The sequence below is a fragment of the Ornithinimicrobium jinqii genome (assembly GCF_045032595.1).
In the GTDB taxonomy this organism is placed as follows: domain Bacteria; phylum Actinomycetota; class Actinomycetes; order Actinomycetales; family Dermatophilaceae; genus Ornithinicoccus.
The window spans coordinates 134,787-157,066 of sequence record NZ_JBJFZS010000024.1; the positions used below are offsets into that span (position 1 = coordinate 134,787).

At 72.6% G+C, this 22,280-nt stretch carries 17 protein-coding genes; 11 read left to right on the forward strand and 6 right to left on the reverse strand.

Annotated features, from left to right (window positions below; all coding sequences use genetic code 11):
• Positions 1 to 15: 15 nt before the first annotated feature.
• The 4 genes from fgd to ACI3ET_RS12175 all read left to right on the forward strand — a co-directional run bounded on the left by fgd (position 16) and on the right by ACI3ET_RS12175 (position 5,100).
• Positions 16 to 1,038, forward strand: coding sequence for a glucose-6-phosphate dehydrogenase (coenzyme-F420) (fgd, locus tag ACI3ET_RS12160; protein WP_405033315.1), 1,023 nt, complete (start codon positions 16 to 18; stop codon positions 1,036 to 1,038).
• 227 nt (positions 1,039 to 1,265) lie between these two features.
• On the forward strand, positions 1,266 to 2,312 hold the full coding sequence (locus ACI3ET_RS12165; protein WP_405033316.1) for an iron ABC transporter substrate-binding protein: 1,047 nt from the start codon (positions 1,266 to 1,268) through the stop codon (positions 2,310 to 2,312).
• Positions 2,313 to 2,353: 41 nt separating this feature from the next.
• Entirely contained in the window at positions 2,354 to 3,934 is a 1,581-nt protein-coding gene (locus ACI3ET_RS12170; RefSeq protein ID WP_405033317.1) for an ABC transporter permease, read from the forward strand.
• On the forward strand, positions 3,931 to 5,100 hold the full coding sequence (locus ACI3ET_RS12175; protein ID WP_405033318.1) for an ABC transporter ATP-binding protein: 1,170 nt from the start codon (positions 3,931 to 3,933) through the stop codon (positions 5,098 to 5,100). Before ACI3ET_RS12170 ends, ACI3ET_RS12175 begins: the two co-directional genes overlap by 4 nt.
• Here the strand turns inward: ACI3ET_RS12175 and ACI3ET_RS12180 are convergent.
• From ACI3ET_RS12180 to ACI3ET_RS12205, 6 genes are all read right to left on the reverse strand, one after another.
• Positions 5,097 to 6,203 (reverse strand): carboxylate-amine ligase, encoded by a 1,107-nt coding sequence (locus ACI3ET_RS12180; RefSeq protein WP_405033319.1) that lies wholly within the window; start codon positions 6,201 to 6,203, stop codon positions 5,097 to 5,099. The two genes, ACI3ET_RS12175 and ACI3ET_RS12180, sit on opposite strands and share 4 nt — an antisense overlap.
• 4 nt (positions 6,204 to 6,207) lie before the next feature.
• Positions 6,208 to 8,103: a chorismate-binding protein gene (locus ACI3ET_RS12185; RefSeq protein ID WP_405033320.1), complete on the reverse strand. Its 1,896-nt coding sequence runs from the start codon at positions 8,101 to 8,103 to the stop codon at positions 6,208 to 6,210.
• 45 nt (positions 8,104 to 8,148) lie between these two features.
• Positions 8,149 to 9,867 (reverse strand): dihydroxy-acid dehydratase, encoded by a 1,719-nt coding sequence (gene ilvD / locus ACI3ET_RS12190; protein WP_405033321.1) that lies wholly within the window; start codon positions 9,865 to 9,867, stop codon positions 8,149 to 8,151.
• A complete protein-coding gene (ilvC, locus tag ACI3ET_RS12195; RefSeq protein WP_405033322.1) occupies positions 9,860 to 10,897 on the reverse strand; it encodes a ketol-acid reductoisomerase in 1,038 nt (345 codons plus the stop codon). The genes ilvD and ilvC overlap by 8 nt, the downstream gene beginning before the upstream one ends.
• A 117-nt stretch (positions 10,898 to 11,014) precedes the next feature.
• The gene (ilvN, locus tag ACI3ET_RS12200; RefSeq protein WP_405033323.1) at positions 11,015 to 11,353 is read right to left on the reverse strand and encodes an acetolactate synthase small subunit; all 339 of its coding nucleotides are present in this window, start codon (positions 11,351 to 11,353) and stop codon (positions 11,015 to 11,017) included.
• Positions 11,354 to 11,442: 89 nt separating this feature from the next.
• A complete protein-coding gene (locus tag ACI3ET_RS12205) occupies positions 11,443 to 13,233 on the reverse strand; it encodes an acetolactate synthase large subunit (RefSeq protein WP_405033324.1) in 1,791 nt (596 codons plus the stop codon).
• 339 nt (positions 13,234 to 13,572) lie between these two features.
• Here ACI3ET_RS12205 and ACI3ET_RS12210 point away from each other — a divergent pair, with 339 nt between their 5' ends.
• The 7 genes from ACI3ET_RS12210 to ACI3ET_RS12240 all read left to right on the forward strand — a co-directional run bounded on the left by ACI3ET_RS12210 (position 13,573) and on the right by ACI3ET_RS12240 (position 22,256).
• On the forward strand, positions 13,573 to 14,388 hold the full coding sequence (locus ACI3ET_RS12210; RefSeq protein WP_405033326.1) for a PadR family transcriptional regulator: 816 nt from the start codon (positions 13,573 to 13,575) through the stop codon (positions 14,386 to 14,388).
• A 69-nt stretch (positions 14,389 to 14,457) separates the two neighbouring features.
• On the forward strand, positions 14,458 to 15,858 hold the full coding sequence (gene lpdA / locus ACI3ET_RS12215; protein WP_405033327.1) for a dihydrolipoyl dehydrogenase: 1,401 nt from the start codon (positions 14,458 to 14,460) through the stop codon (positions 15,856 to 15,858).
• A 195-nt stretch (positions 15,859 to 16,053) separates the two neighbouring features.
• Positions 16,054 to 16,665 (forward strand): PspC domain-containing protein, encoded by a 612-nt coding sequence (locus tag ACI3ET_RS12220; RefSeq protein WP_405033328.1) that lies wholly within the window; start codon positions 16,054 to 16,056, stop codon positions 16,663 to 16,665.
• A gap of 160 nt (positions 16,666 to 16,825) precedes the next feature.
• Complete coding sequence (locus tag ACI3ET_RS12225) at positions 16,826 to 18,826, forward strand: beta-propeller domain-containing protein (RefSeq protein ID WP_405033329.1); 2,001 nt, start codon at positions 16,826 to 16,828, stop codon at positions 18,824 to 18,826.
• Between the two features lie 328 nt (positions 18,827 to 19,154).
• Positions 19,155 to 20,483, forward strand: a complete 1,329-nt coding sequence (locus ACI3ET_RS12230) for a bifunctional o-acetylhomoserine/o-acetylserine sulfhydrylase (RefSeq protein ID WP_405033330.1) — start codon at positions 19,155 to 19,157, stop codon at positions 20,481 to 20,483.
• Positions 20,484 to 20,486: 3 nt separating this feature from the next.
• Positions 20,487 to 21,665 (forward strand): homoserine O-acetyltransferase MetX, encoded by a 1,179-nt coding sequence (gene metX / locus ACI3ET_RS12235; RefSeq protein WP_405033331.1) that lies wholly within the window; start codon positions 20,487 to 20,489, stop codon positions 21,663 to 21,665.
• 117 nt (positions 21,666 to 21,782) lie between these two features.
• Positions 21,783 to 22,256 (forward strand): NfeD family protein, encoded by a 474-nt coding sequence (locus ACI3ET_RS12240; RefSeq protein ID WP_405033332.1) that lies wholly within the window; start codon positions 21,783 to 21,785, stop codon positions 22,254 to 22,256.
• Positions 22,257 to 22,280 lie beyond the last annotated feature (24 nt).

Genomic DNA, 22,280 nt, shown 5'->3' on the forward strand with positions numbered 1-22,280 from the left:
ACCAGGAGGAGAGACATGCCGCTCAGGATCGGTTACAAGGCCTCGGCCGAGCAGTTCGCCCCGCGCGAGCTGGTCGAGCTCGGCGTCGCCGCGGAGGCGGCGGGGATGGAGAGCGCCTTCGTCAGCGACCACTTCCAGCCGTGGCGGCACGAGGGTGGCCACGCGCCGTTCGCGATCGCCTGGATGACCGCCGTCGGCGAGCGCACCAGCTCGATCGTGCTCGGCACCTCGGTGCTCACGCCGACCTTCCGCTACAACCCGGCCGTCGTCGCGCAGGCCTTCGCCACGATGGGCTGCCTCTACCCGGGCCGGGTCGTCCTCGGCGTCGGCTCCGGGGAGGCCCTCAACGAGTTCGCCACCGGCGGCCTGCAGGGCGACTGGCCCGACTTCAAGGAGCGCTTCGCCCGGCTGCGGGAGTCGGTGCGGCTGATGCGGGCCCTGTGGGGCGGGGAGCCCACGACCTTCGACGGCGACTACTACCGGACCTCCGACGCCACCCTCTACGACGTCCCCGACCGCGGCGTGCCCGTCTTCGTCGCCGCCGGCGGCCCCACGATGGCCAAGTACGCCGGCCGCGCCGGCGACGGCTTCATCTGCACCAGCGGCAAGGGCATGGAGCTCTACACCGAGCAGCTGCTGCCCGCCGTCGCGGAGGGCCGCTCGCTCTCCTCCACCCCGGACCGGCCCATCGAGAAGATGATCGAGATCAAGCTCTCCTACGACCGCGACCACGGGACCGCCCTGGACAACTGCCGGTTCTGGGCGCCGCTGTCCCTCACCGCGGAGCAGAAGCACAGCATCAGCGACCCCCAGGAGATGGAGCGGGCCGCCGACACCCTTCCCATCGAGCAGGTCGCCCGCCGCTGGATCGTCGGGAGCGACCCCTCGGAGGTCGTCGAGCAGGTCCGGCCCTACGTCGCAGCCGGCTTCGACCACCTCGTCCTGCACGCCCCCGGCCACGACCAGCGCAGGTTCCTCGACCACTTCGCCGAGGACCTCGCCGAGCCGCTGCGCGCGCTGGGCTCCGAGCTGCCGTGAGCCGCCGGTGAGCAGGTAGGCGATCGGCCCGGTCACGGCGCTCGCCTCCATGGTCCTGCTCAGCCTCGGACCCGGGTATGGCGTGTGGGACCGCGCCGCGGAGGTCGAGTTCCTGGCACCGGGGCGCGCCTAGCAGGACGGGTAGCCGATTTTGCACTCACGGGGCTGTCTGTGGTGAAGTTAGCCAAGCCTTACTTCACCCCCTCGTCGCAAGGAAGCTCATCCCCATGAAGTCGACCGCTCGCCTCCTCGGGCTCACCACCGTCGCCGCCCTGGCTCTGGGCCTGTCCGCGTGCGGCACCGCAGAGCCGACCGAGACCGCCGAGCCCACGGAGGGTGACGGCACCCTCACCCTCTACTCCGGCCGCAACGAGGAGCTCATCCAGCCGGTCCTCGACGCGTTCAGCGCCGAGAGCGGCATCGAGGTCGAGGTCCGCTACGGCGACACGGCCGCGATGGCCGCCCAGATCCTCGAGGAGGGCGACAGCTCCCCGGCCGAGGTCTTCCTCGCCCAGGACGCCGGGGCCCTCGGTGCGGTCGCCAAGGAGGGCCGTCTCGTCGCGCTGCCGCAGCCGACCCTCGACCTGGTCCCGGACACCTACGAGTCGGCCCAGGGCGACTGGGTCGGGCTGACCGGTCGCTCCCGCGTGCTCGTCTACAACAAGGACCTGGTCAGCGAGGACGAGCTGCCCGACACCGTCGCCGAGCTCACCGGGCCGGAGTGGTCGGGCCGCGTCGGGGTCGCCCCGACGAACGCCTCGTTCCAGTCCTTCGTCACCGCGATGCGCGTGCTCGAGGGGGACGCCGCCGCCGCCTCGTGGCTGGCCGACCTCGCCGCCAACGACCCCCAGATCCGCGAGAAGAACGGCATGATCGTCGCGGACGTGGACGCCGGCGCCATCGACGCGGGCCTGGTCAACCACTACTACCTCTACGAGCTGGCCCAGGAGCAGGGCGTCGAGGCCGAGGAGCTCACCGCAGCCCTCCACTTCTTCGGCGAGGGCGACGCCGGTGCGCTGGTCAACATCTCCGGCATCGCGCTGGTCGACGAGCAGTCCGACGCCGACGGCCAGGCTCTGGTCGACTACCTCCTCAGCGAGGCCGGCCAGACCTACTTCGTCGAGGAGACCCACGAGTACCCGGTCGTCGACGGCGTCGAGCCGCCCGCCGGGCTCCCCGCGCTCGACAGCCTGGAGACCCCCGAGATCGACCTCAACGACCTCGACGACCTCCAGCGCACCATCGAGATGATCACCGAGGCTGGTCTGCTCTGAGCACCCGCCGCCCGCACGCCGCGCTCACCGCCGGGGCCCTCGTGGCCACGGCGGTCGCGCTCATCCCCCTGGCCTACCTGGTCCTGCGGACCGGGCAGGGGGGCCTGCGGGCGTGGCTCGACACGGTCGCCACCGAGCGCACCGCCACCTTGGCGACGACCTCGCTGCTGCTCGCGGCCGTCGTCACCGCTGCGTGCCTGGCCATCGGGGTCGGCAGCGCGTGGCTCGTCACCCGGAGCAACACCCCCGGGCGGCGGGCGTTCGCCGTCCTCCTGGCCCTGCCGCTCACCGTCCCCAGCTACGTCGCCGCCTTCACCTGGGTCTCGGTGTCCGACCTGTGGGCCGCCGACCCGGGCACCCGCTTCGAGGGTTTCTGGGCCGCCGCGGTGGTCCTCACCCTCTACACCTACCCCTACGTCTACCTGCCCGTCGCCGCCGCTCTCGTGCGGGTCGACCCGGCCCAGGAGGAGGTGGCGCGCTCCCTCGGGCGCAGCGCACCCCATACCCTCCTGACCGTGACGCTCCCGCAGGTGCGGCCCGCGATCGTGGGGGGCGGGCTGCTCGCCGTCCTCTACGTGCTCGCCGACTTCGGCGCCGTCTCGATCCTGCGCGTCGACACCTTCACGCGCGCGGTGTTCACCGCGTTCAGCGCCGGGTTCAACCGGCAGGGGGCCCTGACCCTGGCCAGCCTCCTCGTGCTCATCACCGTGGTCATCCTGCTGCTCGAGGGCCGCACCCGCCGCGCCGGCGCCCGGTTCTCGGGCAAGCACGTCACGCGCCCCGCCCGCGCCGCGGACCTGGGGGTATGGCGCTGGGCCGGGCTGGCGGGGCTCGTCACGGTCGTCGTGGCCGCCCTGGGGGTGCCGGCCGTCTCCTTGGCGCGGTGGATGGCGAGCGGCACGTCCGGGTCGGACGCGACCGGTCGCCTCTGGGACGCCGCCGTCGGGTCGCTGACCGCGTCGCTGCTCGGAGCCCTGCTGACGATGGCGCTCGCCCTCCCGGTCGGCATCCTCGTGGCCCGGCACCCGGGGCGGCTGAGCCGGGCCCTGGAGCGGACCGCCTACCTGGCGCACGGCCTGCCCGGCGTCGTCGTCGGCCTCTCGCTCGTCTTCTTCGGGGTGACGGTGGCGCTGCCGCTCTACCAGACGACCTGGCTGCTCGCGCTCGCCTACGCCACCCTCTTCCTGCCGCTGGGCGTCGGTGCCGTCGCCTCCGCCGCCTCGCAGGCGCCGCCGTCGCTGGAGGAGGCCGCCGCCTCGCTCGGCACCTCCCCCGCCGCGGTGTTCCGTCGGGTGACCCTGCCGCTGACCCTGCCGGGCATCGGCGCGGGCGCCGCGCTCGTCTTCCTCACCGCGATGAAGGAGCTGCCCGCCACGCTCCTGCTGCGACCGACGGGGATGGACACGCTGGCCACCCGGCTGTGGAGCGCCACCGCGATCGGGAGGTATGCCGAGGCCGCCCCCTACGCCCTCGTCCTCGTCGCGCTGGCCGCGGTCCCGACCTGGTTGATCACCCGCCGCAGCGGCATCCTGCCCGCTGCCGGCGACCGCGAGCCGCTCACCCCCGTCGAGCTGGTCGAGGAGACCACGGCCGTCGAGCTCTTGGAGGGCGTGAAAGCATGAGCCTGACCACCTTCTTCCGCACCGAGAGCGACCCCGCCCACATGCCCGGCAGCAGCGCGCAGCACGCCGTCGAGGTCGTCGGCGTCTCGAAGCGGTTCGGGCAGATCGCCGCGCTCGACGGGGTCAGCCTGTCGATGGACGCCGGCGAGTTCGTCGCGGTCCTGGGCCCCTCCGGGTGTGGCAAGACGACGCTGCTGCGCTGCATGGCCGGCTTCGAGCGGATCGACGCCGGCCGCATCGCGCTCGGGGGGCGCGCCGTGGCCCTGCCCGGGATCCACCTGCCCCCGCACCGACGGCACGTGGCGGTCGTGCCCCAGGAGGGCGCCCTCTTCCCGCACCTGTCGGTGGCCGACAACGTGGGCTTCGGGCTGACCGGCGGGCGAGGTGCGGGGCGCACCGGCCGCAGCGGGGGCCAGCGCGCCCGACGGGTCGACGAGTGCCTCGAGCTGGTCGGCCTGGCCGGTCTGGGCGCACGGATGCCGCACGAGCTGTCCGGGGGCCAGCAGCAGCGGGTGGCCCTGGCCCGCGCCCTCGCCCCGAGCCCCCCGCTGGTGCTGCTCGACGAACCTTTCAGCGCCCTCGACGCGTCGCTGCGGACCGAGCTGCGCGCCGACGTCCGCAGCGCCCTGCGCGAGGTGGGCGCGACCGCGATCCTCGTCACCCACGACCAGGGCGAGGCCCTGTCGATGGCCGACCGGGTGGCCGTCATGTGCGCGGGCGAGATCCGGCAGGTGGGGACGCCGGAGGAGGTCTACACGACGCCCGTGGACGCCTGGGTCGCGACCTTCGTCGGCGAGGCCGACCTCATCGAGGTGCCGGCCGGGCACGTCGGCCGGCTCGACACCCACCTCGGGCCGGTGCAGGTGCTCGAGAGCGGGCCGACCGGCTCGCACCTGGTGATCCGGCCCGAGCAGGTCCGGCTGGCCGCTGCCGGTGCCGTCTCCCCCCACGCGGCCCCGGCCGGCGCCGTCACCACGACGGTCCGCACCGTGGACTTCCACGGCCACGACGCGCTGGTCGGTCTGGAGCTGCCCGACGGCCGCAGTGCCCGCGCGCGCACCGGGGCGCACCCGCCCCAGGTCGGGACGACCGTCCTCGCCTGGGTCGAGGGCGCGTGCCGGGCCGTCCCCGGCGGCGTCCCGCGCGACCTGCCGAGCGACGTCTAGACCGGCACGACCAGCGTGCGCCGCACCGCGTCGGACACGACCTCGGACAGGCGTGCGCTGCGGCGGTAGACCTCGCGCTGCCGCTGCGCCTCGCCGCCCAGCAGCCGACGGACCGCATCCTCCACGAGGGCCACGTCGCCGGAGTCGACGAGCGCCGGGCGCACGTGGTCGACCAGGTCGGCGACCACCCGCGACGCCGGGGCCGGACTGCCGGTGGCAGGGTCGACGAGCTCGCCGGTGAGCCCGTGGCGGGACGCACGCCAGGTCGCCAGCCGCAGGTGCGTGGTGTCCGGGGCCGCCGCGACGCCCGCCCTGCCCCCTCGTACGCGACGGTCCTGGTGCCACTGCCCCGCCGCTGTCTCGACCAGCGCCCTGACCAGGAGCGCGAGCAGCACCGGGACCCGCACGTCGGGGCAGACGTCGGCGACCCTCACCTCGACGGTCGGCAGGTGGCTCGACAGCCGGGCGTCGAGGTAGACCATGCCCTCGTCGAGGACGACACCCGTGCCCAGCAGGTCGTCGACCCACCGCCGGTAGCCCTCGCCCGACCCCACGACCACGGGTGGTCCGGAGATCGGCCAGCGGGCCATCAGGTGCCAGCGGAAGCTCGCGTAGCCGGTGTCCTCGCCACCTCGGAAGGGGGACCCGGCCGTCAGCGCCAGCAGGGTCGGCAGCCAGATCCGGGTCCGGTCGAGCACAGCGGCGCCCTCGTCCTCGTCGGCGACCTCGACGTGCACGTGGCGGCCGCAGGTGAGGTGCTCGCGGGCAAGGACGCCGAACTCCGCAGCGATCCGCGCGAACCTCGCCACCGGCATGACCGTCCCGGTGGCCGGCAGCGGTGACGTGCTCAACGCGGCGGCCGCGGTCCCGAGCGCGCCCGCGCGCACGCCGATCTCCGCCCTGAGTGCGCACAGCTCGGCCGCCAGGTCGCCGGCGTCGGTGTGCGGACGGGTCCGCATCTCGATCATCTCGGCGAGGAACTCCGCGACGATCCGGTCGTCGGCGTCGGCGTCGGCCGCGAGCACCTGCTCGGCGACGGGTGCCGGGACACCGGTGCGCGCGTCGACCAGGAGCAGCTCCTCCTCCACGCCGACGGTGCGCATGGCCCTATCCTCCTCCGGAACCCGCCCCCGCCGCGTGCCGCAGCAGTTCGTGCAGGGTGACGAGACCGTCCCGCGAGAGCACCGACTCGGCGTGACCCTGGATGGTGGCGACACCGCGGCCGCGCAGCGCGACCACACCCTGACCGTCCGCGTGCACCGCCACCTCGAGCTCGCGGCCGAGGAGCACCGGTGGCTGCTCCGGTGGGCGGGCGACGAAGGTGTTGTAGAAGCCGATCCGCCGCACCTCCCCCCACAGGTCGACGGGCAGCTGCACACCCTGGTTCGGCCTGGACAGCTTGGCGATCTCGAGCCCGGCCAGGGACGCGAGCACCTGGTGCGAGAGGCAGACCGCGAGCACCGGAAGGTCGGCGTCCAGGCGGGCGGAGATGAGGTCGCGCAGCCGCACGATCCGCTCGTCCGACAGGTCGCCGGGGTCCCCGGGGCCGGGGCCGAAGAGCACGAGGTCCCAGACCGGGTCGATGACGTCGTCCACCTGCACCTGCTCCCACCGGCGCACCTGAGCCCCCATCCCGACGTGCCGCACCATGTGCGCCAGCATCTGAGTCCAGGTGTCCTCGACGTCGACGACGAGCACCCGGCGGCCGGCCAGGTCGGGGTCCGGGCGCGCCTCCTGCGGAGACAGCCAGAAGGGTGAGAGCGCCTCGTTGCGCGAGGCGAGGTCTTTCGCCACGCCGGGGAGCGAGCCGAGGTGCACGGCATACCCGAGGTCCCGCCGCGGTCGCAGCCCCAGCGCGGCGAGCACCCCGCGCGCCTTGGCGCTCGTCTCGGCCACCTCGGAGCGCGGGTCGGAGTGGCGGACCAGGGTGGCGCCGGCGCTCACCGTGATCGTGCCGGCGTCGTCGACGTGGGCGGTGCGGATGAGGATCGGCGCGTCCAGGCGCTCCCCACCCTCCTCGTCGAGGTCCACGAGCGCCAGGACGCCGGAGTAGTAGCCCCGGCCCGCGGGCTCGTGCCGCTTGATGACCGTGCACGCGTTCTCCATGGGCGAACCGGTCACGGTGGGAGCAAACATGGTGGCGCGCAGCACATCTCGCACGTCTGCCTCGCTGGCGCCGTCGAGGAGGTACTCCGTGTGCGTCAGGTGCGCCATCTGCTTGAGGTAGGGCCCGGCGATCCGTCCACCGTGGGAGCAGATCTGGGCCATCATCTTCATCTCCTCGTCGACGACCATGAAGAGCTCCTCGGTCTCCTTGGCGTCCTTGACGAAGCTGCGGAACTGCGGCTCGACGTCCGCCTCCTCCTGCGGGTGCCGGAAGGTGCCGGAGATCGGGTTCATCCACACGCGCCCGTCGCGCACGCTCACGTGCCGCTCCGGGGTGGCGCCGACCAGGGTGTGACCGGGGGTGTGCACCGCGAAGGTCCAGTAGGCGTTCCGCTCGTCGACGAGCAGCGTGCGCAGCCAGGTCAGCGCCGCGGTGGCGGGGTCGGCGTCGGTGTGCGCGACCACGTCCCGGCGGATGACGAAGTTGGCGCCCTCCCCCTCGCCGATCTCGTCCTCGATGACCCGCTGCACCGTGGCGGCGTAGTCGTCGTCGCTCACGCTGAACCGCTCGCCGCCCACCTCCACGGGGGCCGTGGGCAGGGCGGCGACCAGGTCCGCGACGTCGAGGCGCTGGTATGACGTCGCGCCCCGCGGGCGCAGCACGCGCAGCGGGGCACCGTCGTCGTGGGCGTCGAGACCGCGTTCCCGGATCTGGCGGAACGGGACGATCGCGAGCACGGGGGCCTCTGCGGTCGGCCGCGGGATGTCCGCGAGCAGCGGCAGGTCCTCGACCTCGCCGAGGATCACCTCGGCCTGCCCTTGCTCGCCCCGCCACAGGATCGCCCAGGACTGCTCGGCGGGGGCTGCGAGGATCTGGTCCAGGGGTCGCTGCGGCATGCCGGACAGTCTCCCATCCCGACCGGACGCGTCCGGTGGTGGTGCTCAGTGGGTGACGGCCCCCTCGGAGGCCGAGCCGACGAGCCGGACGTACTTGCTGAGCACGCCGCGACGGGCCCGCTCGGGCGGCTCGGGTGCGGTCCAGGCGGCACGTCGGCGCTCCAGCTCGGCGGCGTCCACCTCCAGGTCGAGACGGCCGGTGGCCACGTCGAGCACGATCGGGTCGCCGTCCTGCACGAGCGCGATCGGGCCGCCGTCGGTGGCCTCGGGCGCGATGTGGCCCACGCACAGGCCGGTGGTGCCTCCGGAGAACCGGCCGTCGGTGATGAGCAGCACGTCCTTGCCGAGGCCGGCTCCCTTGATCGCCCCGGTGATCGCGAGCATCTCGCGCATCCCCGGGCCACCCTTGGGGCCCTCGTAGCGGATGACCACCACGTCGCCGGCGACGACCGTGCCGTCCTCCAGCGCGTCCATCGCCGCCCGTTCCCCGTCGAAGACGCGGGCGGTGCCGCGGAAGACGTCGGAGTCGAAGCCCGCGGATTTCACCACGGCGCCGCCAGGAGCCAGCGTCCCCTCGAGGATCGTCAGGCCACCGGTGGCGTGGATCGGGTTGTCCATCGCCCGCAGGACCGTCCCGTCGAGCGGCGGGGCCTTGAGCTCGGCGAGGTTCTGGGCCACGGTCTTGCCCGTGACGGTCAGGACGTCGCCGTGCAGCAGCCCCGCGTCGAGCAGCGCCTGCATGACGACCGGGATGCCACCGATCCGGTCGATGTCGACCATCACGTGCCGGCCGAACGGCTTGACGTCCGCCAGGTGCGGCACCTTCGCACCGATCCGGCGGAAGTCGTCCAGCGTCAGGTCGACCTCGGCCTCGTGGGCGATGGCGAGCAGGTGCAGCACCGCGTTGGTCGACCCGCCGAAGGCCATCGTCACCGCGATAGCGTTCTCGAAGGCCTCCTTGGTGAGGATCTGCCGGGCGGTGATCCCGGTCCGCAGCATGTTCACCACGGCCTCGCCCGACCTGCGCGCGAACCCGTCCCGGCGCCGGTCCGTGGCGGGCGGCGCCGCGGACCCGGGCAACGACATACCCAGCGCCTCCGCGGCAGCGGCCATCGTGTTGGCGGTGTAGAACCCGCCGCAGGCCCCCTCGCCCGGGCAGATCGCCCGCTCGATCGCGTCCACGTCCTCGCGCGACATCAGCCCTGCGGCGCACGCACCGACCGCCTCGAAGGCGTCGATGATCGTGACCTCCTTCTCCGAGCCGTCGGAGAGGCGGGCCAGGCCGGGCAGGATCGAACCGGCGTAGACGAACACCGAGGCCAGGTCCAGGCGCGCGGCGGCCATGAGCATCGCGGGCAGCGACTTGTCGCAGCCGGCGAGGAGCACCGAGCCGTCCAGCCGCTCCGCCGACATCACGGTCTCGACCGAGTCGGCGATGACCTCGCGGGAGACGAGGGAGTAGTGCATGCCCTCGTGGCCCATCGAGATGCCGTCGGAGACGGAGATCGTGCCGAACTCCAACGGGTAGCCCCCGGCGGAGTGCACCCCGTCCTTCACCGCCTTCGCGAGGCGGTCGAGCGAGAGGTTGCACGGGGTGATCTCGTTCCAGCTGCTGGCGACGCCCACCTGGGGCTTGACCCAGTCGTCGTCCCCCATGCCGACGGCGCGGAGCATGCCGCGGGCGGCGGTCTTCTCCAGCCCGTCGGTGACGTCGCGGGAGCGGGGCTTCGGGTCGACCTGCGGCCGGTCGTCGACCTCAGCCACGGGAGGCCGAGCCCTCCACGTAGTCGCTGTCCTGGTCGGCGGACCGCACCCACGCCATCATGCCGCGCAGCTCGCGACCGACGGCCTCGATCGGGTGCTGGGCACCCTTCTCGCGGAGGGCCTTGAACTCCGGGGCGCCGGCGTCCTGGTCGGTGATGAAGCGGTCGGCGAAGGCGCCGTTCGTGATGTCCGCCAGGACCCCCTTCATGTTCTCCTTGACCCGGTCGTCGACGACGCGCGGGCCGGAGACGTAGTCGCCGTACTCGGCCGTGTCGGACACCGACCAGCGCTGCTTGGCGATGCCGCCCTCGTACATGAGGTCGACGATGAGCTTGAGCTCGTGCAGGCACTCGAAGTAGGCGACCTCTGGCTGGTAGCCGGCCTCGGTGAGGACCTCGAAGCCCTTCATCACCAGCTCGGACACGCCGCCGCAGAGCACCGCCTGCTCGCCGAAGAGGTCGGTCTCGGTCTCCTCGGTGAAGGTGGTCTCGATGCCGCCGGCGCGCAGGCCGCCGATCGCGGAGGCGTAGGACAGCGCCAGCGCCTTGGCGTTGCCGGTCGCGTCCTGCTCGACCGCGATGAGCACGGGGACCCCGCGCCCGTTGGCGTACTCGCGGCGCACCAGGTGGCCCGGGCCCTTGGGCGCCACCATGCAGACGTCCACGTCCGACGGAGGCTGGATGTAGCCGAACCGGATGTTGAAGCCGTGGCTGAAGAACAGCGCCTTGCCGGCGGTCAGGTTGGGCTCGATCGCCTCGGCGTAGATGTGGCGCTGCACGTGGTCGGGCACCAGCACCATGATCACGTCGGCCTCGGCGCAGGCCTCGGCCGGCGTCAGGACCCGCAGGCCCTCGGCCTCCGCCTTGGCGCGGCTCTTCGAGCCCTCGGCGAGGCCGACCCGCACGTCCACCCCGGAGTCCCGGAGGGACAGGGCGTGGGCGTGACCCTGGCTGCCGTAGCCCAGGACCGCGACCTTGCGGCCCTGGATGAGGGACAGGTCGGCGTCGTCGTCGTAGTACATGGTGGCCATCGGCGGAAACTCTCCTGGAGGTGGGGGCGGGTGGTGCTGGATCGGCGTGCGGGAACGGCGTGCGGCTCTGGGGCAGTCTGCCCCAGCGTCGACCGCGCAGAGGGTGCGGGGGTGCGCTCAGAAGGCGGCGGCGGCCATCGCGCCGACCGGTCGCGGACCGTGGTCGTTGATGGCCCACAGCGAGCTGCGGATCGCCTCGGGGTCGTCCAGCTCCTCGATGTGGATGACCTCGACGAGCTTGTCGAGCTGGCTGGTGACCCGGTGCAGCTGCTCGGAGCTGACGTTGACGACGATCGTCATCCGGGAGACCTTGCTGTCCTCGGTGGGGCCCACGACGAGGTGGTCGATGTTGAAGTTGCGCCGGGCGAAGAGGACGGAGACCCGGGCGAGGACGCCAGGGTTGTTCTCGACCAGGACGGACAGTGCGTGGCGGGTACGGCTGGAGTCGGTGCTCATGGGAGTGCCTTTCGGTGCGGGGTTCGGCTGGTAGGCGGTGGGGGCGGTGGGAAGCTCGGGTCCGGGTGGGGGGTAGTCGCGCAGGAGGGTCACTCGTCCTCCCCGAAGTCGGGCGTGAGGTCGCGGGCGTGCTGGATGGCGTCGTTGCTCGTCCCGGCCGGGACCATCGGCCACACCATCGAGTCCTTGCTGACCCGGAAGTCCACGACGACCGGCTGGTCGTCCACGGCCATCGCCTGCTCGATCGTCGCGTCGACGTCGGCGGCCGAGTCGCAGCGCAGCCCGACGCAGCCGTAGGCGGTGGCCAGGGTGGCGAAGTCGGGGATCTGCATCGACGGGAGCTGGGAGGCGCTGAACCGCTCGGAGTAGAACAGCGCCTGCCACTGCCGGACCATGCCCAGGGCGGCGTTGTTGATGATCGCCACCTTGATCGGGATGCCCTCGACGGCGCAGGTGGCCAGCTCCTGGTTGGTCATCTGGAAGCAGCCGTCGCCGTCGACGGCCCAGACCGTCGAGTCGGGCATGCCGACCTTCGCGCCCATCGCGGCGGGCACGGCATACCCCATGGTGCCCAGGCCACCCGAGTTGAGCCACCGGCGCGGCTCGTCGTAGCGGATGAACTGGCTGGCCCACATCTGGTGCTGGCCGACGCCGGAGGCGAAGATCGCGTCGGGGCCGGCGAGCATTCCGAGCCGCTCGATGACGTACTGCGGGGCGAGCGCACCGTCGGTCGGGGAGTCGTAGCCGAGCGGGTAGGCCAGCTTCCACCCCTGGCAGCGGGCCATCCACGTCCGGTGGTCGGGCTGGGCACCGGCGGCCGTGCGGGCGGTCCACTCGGTGATGAGCAGGTCGATGGTGGTGCGGGCGTCGCCGAGCAGCCCGACCGCCGTCGGGAAGTTCTTGCCGATCTCGGCCGGGTCGATGTCGGCGTGCACGATCGTGGCGCCGGGGGCGAAGGAGTCCTTGGCACCGGTGACCCGGTCGTCGAAGCGGGCGCCGAGGCTGATGATGAGGTCGGACTTCTGCAGGGCCGCGACCGCCGAGACGGTGCCGTGCATGCCCGGCATCCCCATGTGCTGCGGGTGGCTGTCGGGAAAGGCACCACGGGCCATCAGCGTGGTGACGACCGGCATCCCGGTCAGCTCGGCGAGCGCCCGGACCTGGTGGTGGGCGTTGGCGCGGATGCAGCCGCCGCCGACGTAGAGGACCGGGCGGCGGGCGGTCAGCATGAGCTCGACGGCGTCCCGGACCGCCTCCGGCGCGGGGGCCGGCGGCACGTGGTAGCCCGGCAGCGGCAGCTCGACCAGGCCCTCGGCCGCAGCACCGACCAGCGCGTCCTTGGTGATGTCGACCAGGACCGGGCCGGGGCGTCCCGAGCTGGCCAGGTGGAAGGCTGAGGCGATGGTCGCGGCGACCTCGTCGGCGCGGGTGACGAAGAAGGAGTGCTTGGTCACCGGCATCGAGATCGAGCGGATGTCGGCCTCCTGGAAGGCGTCGGTGCCGATCGCGGTGCTGGCCACGTTGCCGGTGATCGCGACCATCGGGACCGAGTCCATGTTGGCGTCCGCCAGCGGCGTGACCAGGTTCGTCGCACCCGGGCCGCTGGTCGCCATGCAGACACCGACCTTGCCGGTGGCCGCCGCGTAGCCCTGGGCAGCGTGACCGGCGCCCTGCTCGTGCCGCACGAGGATGTGGCGCAGGTGCTCGGCGTGGTAGAGCGCGTCGTAGAGCGGCAGGACCGCCCCACCCGGCAGCCCGAAGATCGTCTCCACGCCGATCCGCTCGAGCGTGGCGACGAGGGCCTGGGCCCCGGTGCGGGTCGGCGCGGCGGGCGTGGCCCGGTCGGCGAGTGGGTCGCTGCTCAGGTGCGTGGCGGTCATGTCAGTCCTTGACGTGGGGTCACTCTGGGGCGGGTGCTGCGGCAACAAAAAACCCCTCGGCCCGGAGGGCAAACGAGGGGAAGGACGCGTCTCGGCTGGTGATCAGGCCGGGGCGCGCCCCTCGGTAATAAGTACGACGACGGAAAGCTGCATAGGCCCACCCTGACCCATCCGTGCCCCAGCGTCAACCCCCTGGATGAATATGTGACTCACCGCACAACTATGCATCGCCTCGTCGTTATCGATATAACGTTGACATGTCTTGATAGGTCATGTCAGTCTTGGGTATGACGCAGCGCGCGTTCAGGGGCGCTGCCGGATTCCTTCTTGGAGGCAGACATGACCTACCGCAACCGGGGCTTCGACCCCGAGCAGTTCTTCGGGCCCGAGGGCCCCTTCGGACCGCGCGGCCCCCTGGGGCCGGGCGGGATCTTCGGGCCTCAGGGCCCGTTCGGCACAGGCGGCGGCTGGGGCCAGGGCTTCGGCTCGTGGGCCGGCGAGGAGGGCCGCCGCGGACAGCGTGGCCCCGGCGGTCCCGGTGGGCGGGCCCGCCGGGCGCGCCGCGGTGACGTCCGCAACGCCGTGCTCCACCTGCTGCAGCGCGAGCCGATGAACGGCTACCAGCTCATGCAGGAGATCGCCGAGAGCACCGGCGGGGCGTGGCAGCCCAGCTCCGGCGCCATCTACCCGGCGCTGGCGCAGCTCGAGGACGAGGGCCTGGTCGAGCAGGCAGAGGTGGACGGGCGCAAGGCCTACCAGCTCACCGACGCCGGCCGGCAGGCCGCCGAGTCCGGCCCGGCACTGGCCTGGAGCTCCGGCGAGGAGCCGGAGGACCCGTGGTCCGGTCGCGGACCACGGGGGGCCCGGGGCGAGCGCAGCGCGCGTCACACGCACGGTCAGGGGCACGGCGGTCAGGCCCAGAGCGCCTGGCGCACGGGCGGCACCCTGTTCAAGGCCCTCGGCAGCCTGGCGATGGCCACCCAGGCGGTCGGCCAGGCCGGTGACGACACGCTGACCCGGCAGGCCGTCGAGGTCATCGACCGCGCCCGCCGCGACCTCTACCGCATGCTGGCCGAGTCCGAGGTCGAGCGCGACGACGAGGTCGCCGACGAGGTCGCCGACGAGGTCGCCGACGGCGAGATCATCGAGGACTGACCGGTCGGCGTGCCGACACCCGGGGGACCCGGGGGGCGCCGCCCCCCGGGTGTCGGCATACTGACCCTCATGGCCGATCACTTTGACGTTGTTGTCCTGGGCGCCGGTCCTGGTGGGTATGTCGCGGCGATCCGCGCGTCCCAGCTGGGCAAGAAGGTCGCCGTCGTCGAGAAGCAGTACTGGGGCGGTGTCTGCCTCAACGTCGGGTGCATCCCGTCCAAGGCGCTGCTGAAGAACGCCGAGCTGGCGCACACGCTGACCCACGACAAGAAGAAGTACGGCATCGAGGGCGACGCCACGATGTCCTACGGCCCCACCCACGCGCGCAGCCGCCAGGTGTCGGCAGGCATCGTCAAGGGTGTCCACTTCCTGATGAAGAAGAACAAGATCACCGAGATCGACGGCTGGGGCACCCTCACCGGCCCGAAGAGCATGGACGTGGCGCTGAACGACGGCCAGACCCAGCAGCTCGAGTTCGACAACCTCATCCTCGCCACCGGCTCGGTGACCCGGATGCTCCCCGGCGTCGAGGTGAGCAAGAACGTCGTCACCTACGAGGAGCAGATCCTCGACGACGAGCTGCCGGGGTCGATCATCATCGCCGGTTCCGGCGCGATCGGCGTCGAGTTCGCCTACGTCATGACCAACTTCGGCGTCGACGTGACGATCGTGGAGTTCATGGACCGGATGGTCCCCGCCGAGGACGCCGACGTGTCCAAGGAGCTGGCCAAGCACTACAAGAAGCTGGGCGTCACGGTCCTCACCGGCACCAAGGTCGAGTCCGTCGAGGACACCGGGTCGGGCGTGAAGGTGACCGTCTCCCCCGCCGCCGGCGGCGACCAGAAGGTCCTCGAGGCCGACCGTCTGCTCTCCGCGATCGGCTTCGCCCCGCGCACCGAGGGCTTCGGTCTGGAGACGACGGGCGTCGAGCTGACCGACCGCGGCGCGATCGCCATCGACGACTACATGCGCACGAACGTCGACGGCGTCTACGCGGTCGGCGACGTGACCGCCAAGCTCATGCTCGCGCACGTCGCCGAGGCCATGGGGATCATCGCTGCCGAGGTCATCGCCGGCGCCGAGACTATGCCGCTGGACTACCGGATGATCCCCCGCGCGACCTACTGCCACCCGCAGGTCGCCTCGATGGGGCTGACCGAGCAGCAGGCCAAGGACGCCGGTCACGAGATCACGGTCGCCAGCTTCCCCTTCAGCGCCAACGGCAAGGCGATGGGGCTGGGCGACCCCGTCGGGTTCGTGAAGATCGTGGCGGACGCGGAGCACAACGAGATCCTCGGCGCCCACATGATCGGCCCTGACGTCACCGAGCTGCTGCCGGCGATCAACGTCGCGCAGACCTGGGACCTCACCGCCGACGAGCTGTCCCGCGTGGTGTTCGCGCACCCGACCCTCGGCGAAGCGGTCAAGGAGTCCGTCCACGGCATCGCCGGCCACATGATCAACTTCTGACGCACAGGTGGCAGCGCGCACCGGCGTGGGGCGCGCAGCCGTCCTCGTCGCGGGGCTCACCGCCCTGTCGACCCTGCTGGGGCTGGTCAGCAGTCGTCCCTCCTGACCCCCCAACCTCCCCGGGGGATATCCCCCGCTGAGGTTCGGGAGTCCTCCGGCTGATCCGGACCACCCCTCGAGGGACACGATGGATCCATGAACGACACCCAGCCGCAGACCCCCGTCCCCACCACCCCACCCCTGTCGGGATCGAGCCCCCGGCCGACCCCCCAGCAGGACGTCTGGGGGGTCCGACCGGCCGCCCTCCAGGACCCGGGTACCCAGGCGGGCCCGAGCTCCGGGACCGGGGCGACCAGCAGCAACGGCGGCCCGGTCCCCGGCCCCAGCAGCCTGGACCGCGGCTTCGCGACCCTGCGCCGCTCGCCGCTGCGTCGTGACTCCGAGAACGGCGTCCTCGGTGGCGTGTGCGCGGGCATCGCGCGCCAGAGCGGTCTGTCGGTCGCCGCGGTCCGCCTCTTCGCGGTCGTGCTGGCCCTGTTCTTCGGGACCGGTATCGCGGCATACCTCGTCGCCTGGGCCGCCCTGCCCGACCAGGGCGGGCGCACCCACGCGGAGGGCGCGCTCCGCGAGGGCCGTGGGCGCTCGCTCGTCGTGCTCGGCCTCGGGGCCCTCGCCGCCTTCGGGATCGTCGCCTCGATCCTGGGCGAGACCGTGCGCTTCCTCCCCCTCCTGCTCGCAGTGGCCGTCGTGGGCTACGTGGTCTCGAAGAGAAAGGGACGCTCGACGACCAGCCACCTCCACGACTGACGGCGCGCTCCTCGCACCGTCCGGCGCCGGGCAGGACCTCATCGGTCCGCCCGGCGCCGTCGTGCGTGATCGCCGGCGAGGGGCGGCGGAACCGGGACCGTCGGGGCCGCGTCCGACGGAGGACACTGCCGTCAGCCACCCTCGTCGCAGGAGGCCCCCGATGCCTCGACCGCTCCTCTCCCTGCTGGCGCTCCCCCTCGCCGCCACCCTGGCGCTGGCCGGCTGCGCACCCGCCCCCTCGACGCAGGACCCGCCCGGCACACCCGGGCCCTGGGACGAGACGCAGGCCCGCGCCGCCGTCACCGCGCTCCCCGTCGGGTTCGTCGCCGACTTCGACGGTTGCGAGCAGCTGCTCACCTACTACCAGGCCAACGCCCTCGCGGTCGTCGGACCCTGGGGACTGGGCGGGGGCGGCACCTGGTCGATGGCCACCGAGGACTCGATGGGAGGCGACGCGGCCTCTGCGGCCGACGGCGCCGCCCCCGGCTCGGGGGCTCCCGAGCACTCGAGCACCAACGTGCAGGAGGAGGGCGTCGACGAGGCCGACATCGTCAAGACCGACGGTCGGGTCATCGTCGCCGCCGTCAACGGCACCGTGCGCATCGTCGACGTCGCGTCCGAGGAGGTCGTCTCGACGGTGCCGGTGCCGGGCCGCAGCGCCACCGCTGCCGAGCTGCTGCTGCACGGGAGCACCCTCGTCGTGCTCGGCCAGGAGTGGGGCGGCTGGGCACAGCCCGTCGACGGCCGGCACGTGGCCTTCCCGCCCTCGCGCACGATCGTCACCACCGTCGACATCAGCGACCCGGCGAAGCCGCGCACCGTGGGCTCGATGCGGATCGAGGGCTCCTACCGCTCGGCGCGGATGGTCGAGGACACGGTGCGGATGGTTCTGGTGTCCGAGCCGCCCGGCGTGGAGCAGACGCAGCCGCGCAACTCCACCCTCGTCGCCGAGGACGAGGCCGAGCAGGCCAACCGTGACCTCATCCGGGCCACGACGATCGACGACTGGGTGCCCCACGTCCAGGTGCTCGACGCCGACGGTCGGGCGGTGTCGACCGACCAGCTGCTGGGGTGCGACCAGATCGCCCGGCCGCGCGACCCGGCCGGACTGTCGACGATGAGCGTCCTGACCTTCGACGTGGCCGCCGCCGACCCGGCCCCCACCTCAGGGGCAGGGCTGGTGGCGACGGGCAGCACGGTGTACGCCTCCTCCGACCGGCTCGTCGTCGCCACCAGCGGGTGGGACATGTGGCAGTGGGCGGGGGGTGCCGACATCTGGCCAGGACCGCAGCCGACCAACCGCACCGATCTGCACACCTTCGACATCTCGGACCCGGACGCCACGACGTACCGCGCCTCCGGGAGCGTCGACGGCCGGCTGCTGAGCCAGTGGTCGCTCGACGAGGCGGACGGCGTGCTGAGGGTGGCCACGACCACCGACCCGCCCGGTGCGTCGCAGCAGTCCCAGTCCGCGCTCGTCGTCCTGCGCGAGGACGGCGACGCCCTCACCGAGACCGGCCGGGTCGACGGCCTGGGCGTGACCGAGCAGATCCGGGCGGTGCGCTACCTCAGCGACGACCTCGCCGCGATCGTCACCTTCCGGCAGACCGACCCGCTCTACCTGGTCGACACCTCCGACCCGGCCGCACCCACCGTGGCCGGCGAGCTGAAGATCCCGGGCTACTCCGCCTACCTGCACCCGGTCGCCGACGGCTGGCTGCTGGGGGTCGGTCAGGACGCCGACGTCGACACCGGCCAGACCAACGGCCTTCAGGTCTCGTTGTTCGACATCCGGGACCTCTCCGCCCCCGTGCAGACCACGGTGCTGACCTGGCCGGACACCTGGTCCCCGGTCGAGGGCGACCACCGTGCGTTCCTGCTCTGGCCCCAGACCGGCCAGGTGGTCCTACCGGCGCACAGCTGGACCGAGAAGCCCGGGGACAAGCCCTCGACCTTCGCCGGGGTGCTGACGATGACGGTCGGCGAGGGCACCCTCGTCGAGGGCGGACGGGTGTCCACGACCCCGACGACGCAGGAGTGGGGCGAGCCCCCGTCCCGGACGTTGGTGATCGGCGAGGACCTGTGGGCGCTGAGCTGGCAGGGTCTGTCCCGGTTCGACCTGGACACCCTCGAGGGCGGGTGGGTGGTCGACCTGCCGTGAACATCGGTGGAGGGGGTCGAGCCGACCCCCTCCTGCCGGAAAGGGCCCCCACGCCCGACTGATCTGCACACAGAGTAGTGATGACCGCAGGATCCACCGTATGGAGCGGTGGTCCGGGTGGCAGGGCGCATTGACTTCGGGCGTTTGCCGCTGGTAGACATCACCCATGCCCACCGACCGCCGCCGAATGCGCAGCTGCTGAGCCCCGCCTCCGCAGCACCCTGCGCCCTGTCCGCGGCCGCACGGCACACCTCCACGCTGCCGAGGAGGGCTCAGCAGAGCGAGCACACCGCCCCTGCCGAACCCTTCGCCCCGAAACGAGCAGCTCGTGACCCACTCCTTCACCACCCGTCAGATCCACGCCGGCCAGACCCCCGACACCGCCACCGGCGCCCGGGCCCTGCCGATCTACCAGACCACCTCCTACGTCTTCGAGGACGCCGACCAGGCGGCCAACCGCTTCGCGCTGGCCGAGCTCGGTCCGATCTACACGCGGATCACCAACCCGACCCAGGAGGTCGTGGAGAACCGCATCGCCGACCTCGAGGGCGGCGTCGGCGCCCTGCTGGTCGCCTCCGGCTCCTCGGCGATCACGCTGGCGATCCTCAACATCGCCGGCGCTGGCGACCACATCGTGGCCAGCCCCAGCCTCTACGGCGGCACCCAGAACCTCTTCGCCCACACCCTGCCCCGGCTCGGCATCGAGGTCAGCTTCGTGCCCGACCCGACCGACCCCGAGTCCTGGCGGGCGACCGCCCGCGCCACCACCAAGGCGTTCTTCGGCGAGACGATCGCCAACCCCAGCAGCGAGGTGCTGGACATCCGGGCGGTCGCCGACGTCGCCCACGAGGTCGGGGTGCCGCTCATCGTCGACAACACGATCGCCACGCCCTACCTGACCCGGCCGTTCGAGCACGGCGCCGACGTCGTGGTCCACTCCGCGACGAAGTACCTCGGCGGCCACGGCACCGCGATCGCCGGCGTCATCGTCGACGGCGGGACCTTCGACTACGCGCAGAACGACCGCTTCCCCGGGTTCACCACCCCCGACCCCAGCTACAACGGCCTGGTCTACGCCGAGACCCTGGGCAAGGACGGCATCTTCGGGGTCAACCTGTCCTACATCCTCAAGACCCGCGTGCAGCTCCTGCGCGACCTCGGCCCGGCGGTCTCGCCGTTCAACGCCTTCCTCATCGCGCAGGGGATCGAGACCCTCTCGCTGCGGGTCGAGCGGCACGTCGCGAACGCCCGCGTGGTCGCGGAGCGGCTCGCCGCGCACGAGCAGGTCCAGCAGGTCCACTACGCCGGACTGCCGGACCACCCGTCCCACGCGCTCGCGCAGAAGTACCTGCCCGCGGGCGCGGGCGCCGTCCTGGCCTTCGAGATCGCCGGTGGTGCCGAGGCCGGACGCGCCTTCGTCTCCGCCCTCGAGCTGCACAGCCACGTGGCCAACATCGGCGACGTGCGCTCGCTGGTCATCCACCCGGCCTCCACCACGCACAGCCAGCTCTCGGAGGAGGCGCAGCAGGCCGCGGGCGTGACGCCCGGGCTGGTGCGGCTGGCCGTCGGCATCGAGGGCGTCGAGGACATCTGGGCCGACCTCGAGACCGGCTTCCTGGCCGCGGCGCAGGTCGTCCGCGCGACCGAGGCGGCCTGACCCGTGGCCACCGTCCCGTGCGACGTCCCGGCGTCGCGCCGACGCACCCTGTCGCTGGGAGCCCTGCCGCTCGACGGCGGGGAGCAGCTGGAAGACCTGCGGGTCTCCTACCAGACCTGGGGTCGGCTCAACGCCGCCCGTGACAACGCGGTCCTGGTCCTGCACGCCCTGACCGGCGACAGCCACGTCGTCGGCGAGCGCGGGCCGGACCACCCGACCCCCGGGTGGTGGCCCGGTCTCGTCGGGCCTGGACGACCGGTCGACACCGACGACCACTTCGTCGTCGCCCCGGCGTTGCTCGGCGGGTGCCGGGGCACGACCGGCCCGTCGTCGAAGGCCCCGGACGGCCGTCCCTACGGCTCATCCTTCCCGCGGATCACGGTCCGCGACCAGGTCCGCGCGGAGGCCCGGCTCGCGGACGCCCTCGGCATCCACCAGTTCGCCCTCGTGGTCGGCGGCTCGGTCGGGGGCATGCGGTCGCTCGAGTGGGCGGTCAGCTACCCCGGGCGCGTGCGGCGGTGCGTGGTCCTCGCCGCGAGCGCCGCCGCCACGGCCGACCAGATCGCCTGGTCGGTGCCGCAGTGCCACGCCATCCGCCTGGACCCGGCCTTCCACGGCGGCGACTACTACCCGGGTCCTGGGCCGCGCCAGGGCCTGGAGATCGCCCGGCAGATCGCGCACGCGACCTACCGCTCCGCCGAGGAGCTGGGCCTGCGCTTCGGTGCGTGCGCCCAGGACGGCGAGGAGCCGCTGCGCGGGGGCAGGTATGCCGTGCAGTCCTACCTCGAGCACCACGGCAAGAAGCTCGCTCGCCGTTTCGACGCCAACTCCTACCTGGTGCTCACCGAGGCCATGAACAGCCACGACGTGGGCCGGGGTCGCGGCGGGGTGGAGGCGGCGCTGCGCCGCATCACTGCCGAGCTGACGGTGGGGGTGGTCAGCAGCGACCGGCTCTTCACGCCGGCCGACGGCCGGGCGCTCGCCTCCTCGCCGGCCTGTCGCGAGCTCGCAGTCATCGACTCGCCCTACGGCCACGACGCCTTCCTGATCGAGACCGAGCAGGTCTTCGGGATCATCGCGCGGGCGCTGACCGGCGGGTCCGCACCGCAGCCGGTCGCGCCGGCGCCGGCCGAGCGGCCCGCGCCGAGCACCCCGGTCCTCGTCGGCCCCTCCCTCTGGTAGCCGGTGCCGGGTAGCCCCTGCCGTTGGTAGCCCCCTGTCTGGTGGCCCCGTGGAACCGTCCGGGGTCGCGGGACGTCCACCCCATACACTGGCGGGCACACAGACCAAGGAGGCTGCATGGACTGGCTCAGGGAATCCCCGTGGTTGTTGTGGATCGGTGCGGCGCTCGCGTTCGGTGTGGTGGAGATGACCACGCTGGACCTGCTCTTCCTCATGCTCGCGCTCGGAGCCCTGGTGGCCGCCGTCGTCGCGGGCGCCGGGCTGGGCATCATCGGGCAGATCCTCGTCTTCCTCGCCGCGTCCTCCCTGCTGGTGCTCGCCCTGCGTCCCATCGCGCTGCGCCACCTGCGCGTGCGCGGTGCGGACTCCACGATCGGCATCGGGGGCAACGTCGGCCGTCCGGCCACCGTCCTCGAGGAGGTCACCGACCGGGCCGGGCTGGTCAAGCTGCGGGGTGAGCAGTGGACCGCACGGGCCGAGCTGGAGGGGCAGACCTTCGGCACCGGCGAGATCGTCACCGTGGTGCGCATCGACGGCGCCACCGCCGTCGTCGGCGTAGCGACACCGGAGGACAAGCCGTTCGAGGCCTGAGCCGGCACCCCGCAGACACGCACG

Bases quoted from the DNA above. Each gene is read 5' to 3' on its own strand.
- ACI3ET_RS12165 (WP_405033316.1), top strand. From the start codon at position 1,266: ATGAAGTCGACCGCTCGCCTCCTCGGGCTCACCACCGTCGCCGCCCTG.
- ACI3ET_RS12240 (WP_405033332.1), top strand. From the start codon at position 21,783: ATGGACTGGCTCAGGGAATCCCCGTGGTTGTTGTGGATCGGTGCGGCG.
- fgd (WP_405033315.1), top strand. From the start codon at position 16: ATGCCGCTCAGGATCGGTTACAAGGCCTCGGCCGAGCAGTTCGCCCCG.
- ilvN (WP_405033323.1), bottom strand. From the start codon at position 11,353: ATGAGCACCGACTCCAGCCGTACCCGCCACGCACTGTCCGTCCTGGTC.
- lpdA (WP_405033327.1), top strand. From the start codon at position 14,458: ATGGCCGATCACTTTGACGTTGTTGTCCTGGGCGCCGGTCCTGGTGGG.
- ACI3ET_RS12225 (WP_405033329.1), top strand. From the start codon at position 16,826: ATGCCTCGACCGCTCCTCTCCCTGCTGGCGCTCCCCCTCGCCGCCACC.
- ilvC (WP_405033322.1), bottom strand. From the start codon at position 10,897: ATGGCCACCATGTACTACGACGACGACGCCGACCTGTCCCTCATCCAG.
- ACI3ET_RS12220 (WP_405033328.1), top strand. From the start codon at position 16,054: ATGAACGACACCCAGCCGCAGACCCCCGTCCCCACCACCCCACCCCTG.
- ACI3ET_RS12185 (WP_405033320.1), bottom strand. From the start codon at position 8,103: ATGCCGCAGCGACCCCTGGACCAGATCCTCGCAGCCCCCGCCGAGCAG.
- ACI3ET_RS12205 (WP_405033324.1), bottom strand. From the start codon at position 13,233: ATGACCGCCACGCACCTGAGCAGCGACCCACTCGCCGACCGGGCCACG.
- ACI3ET_RS12180 (WP_405033319.1), bottom strand. From the start codon at position 6,203: ATGCGCACCGTCGGCGTGGAGGAGGAGCTGCTCCTGGTCGACGCGCGC.
- ACI3ET_RS12175 (WP_405033318.1), top strand. From the start codon at position 3,931: ATGAGCCTGACCACCTTCTTCCGCACCGAGAGCGACCCCGCCCACATG.
- ACI3ET_RS12210 (WP_405033326.1), top strand. From the start codon at position 13,573: ATGACCTACCGCAACCGGGGCTTCGACCCCGAGCAGTTCTTCGGGCCC.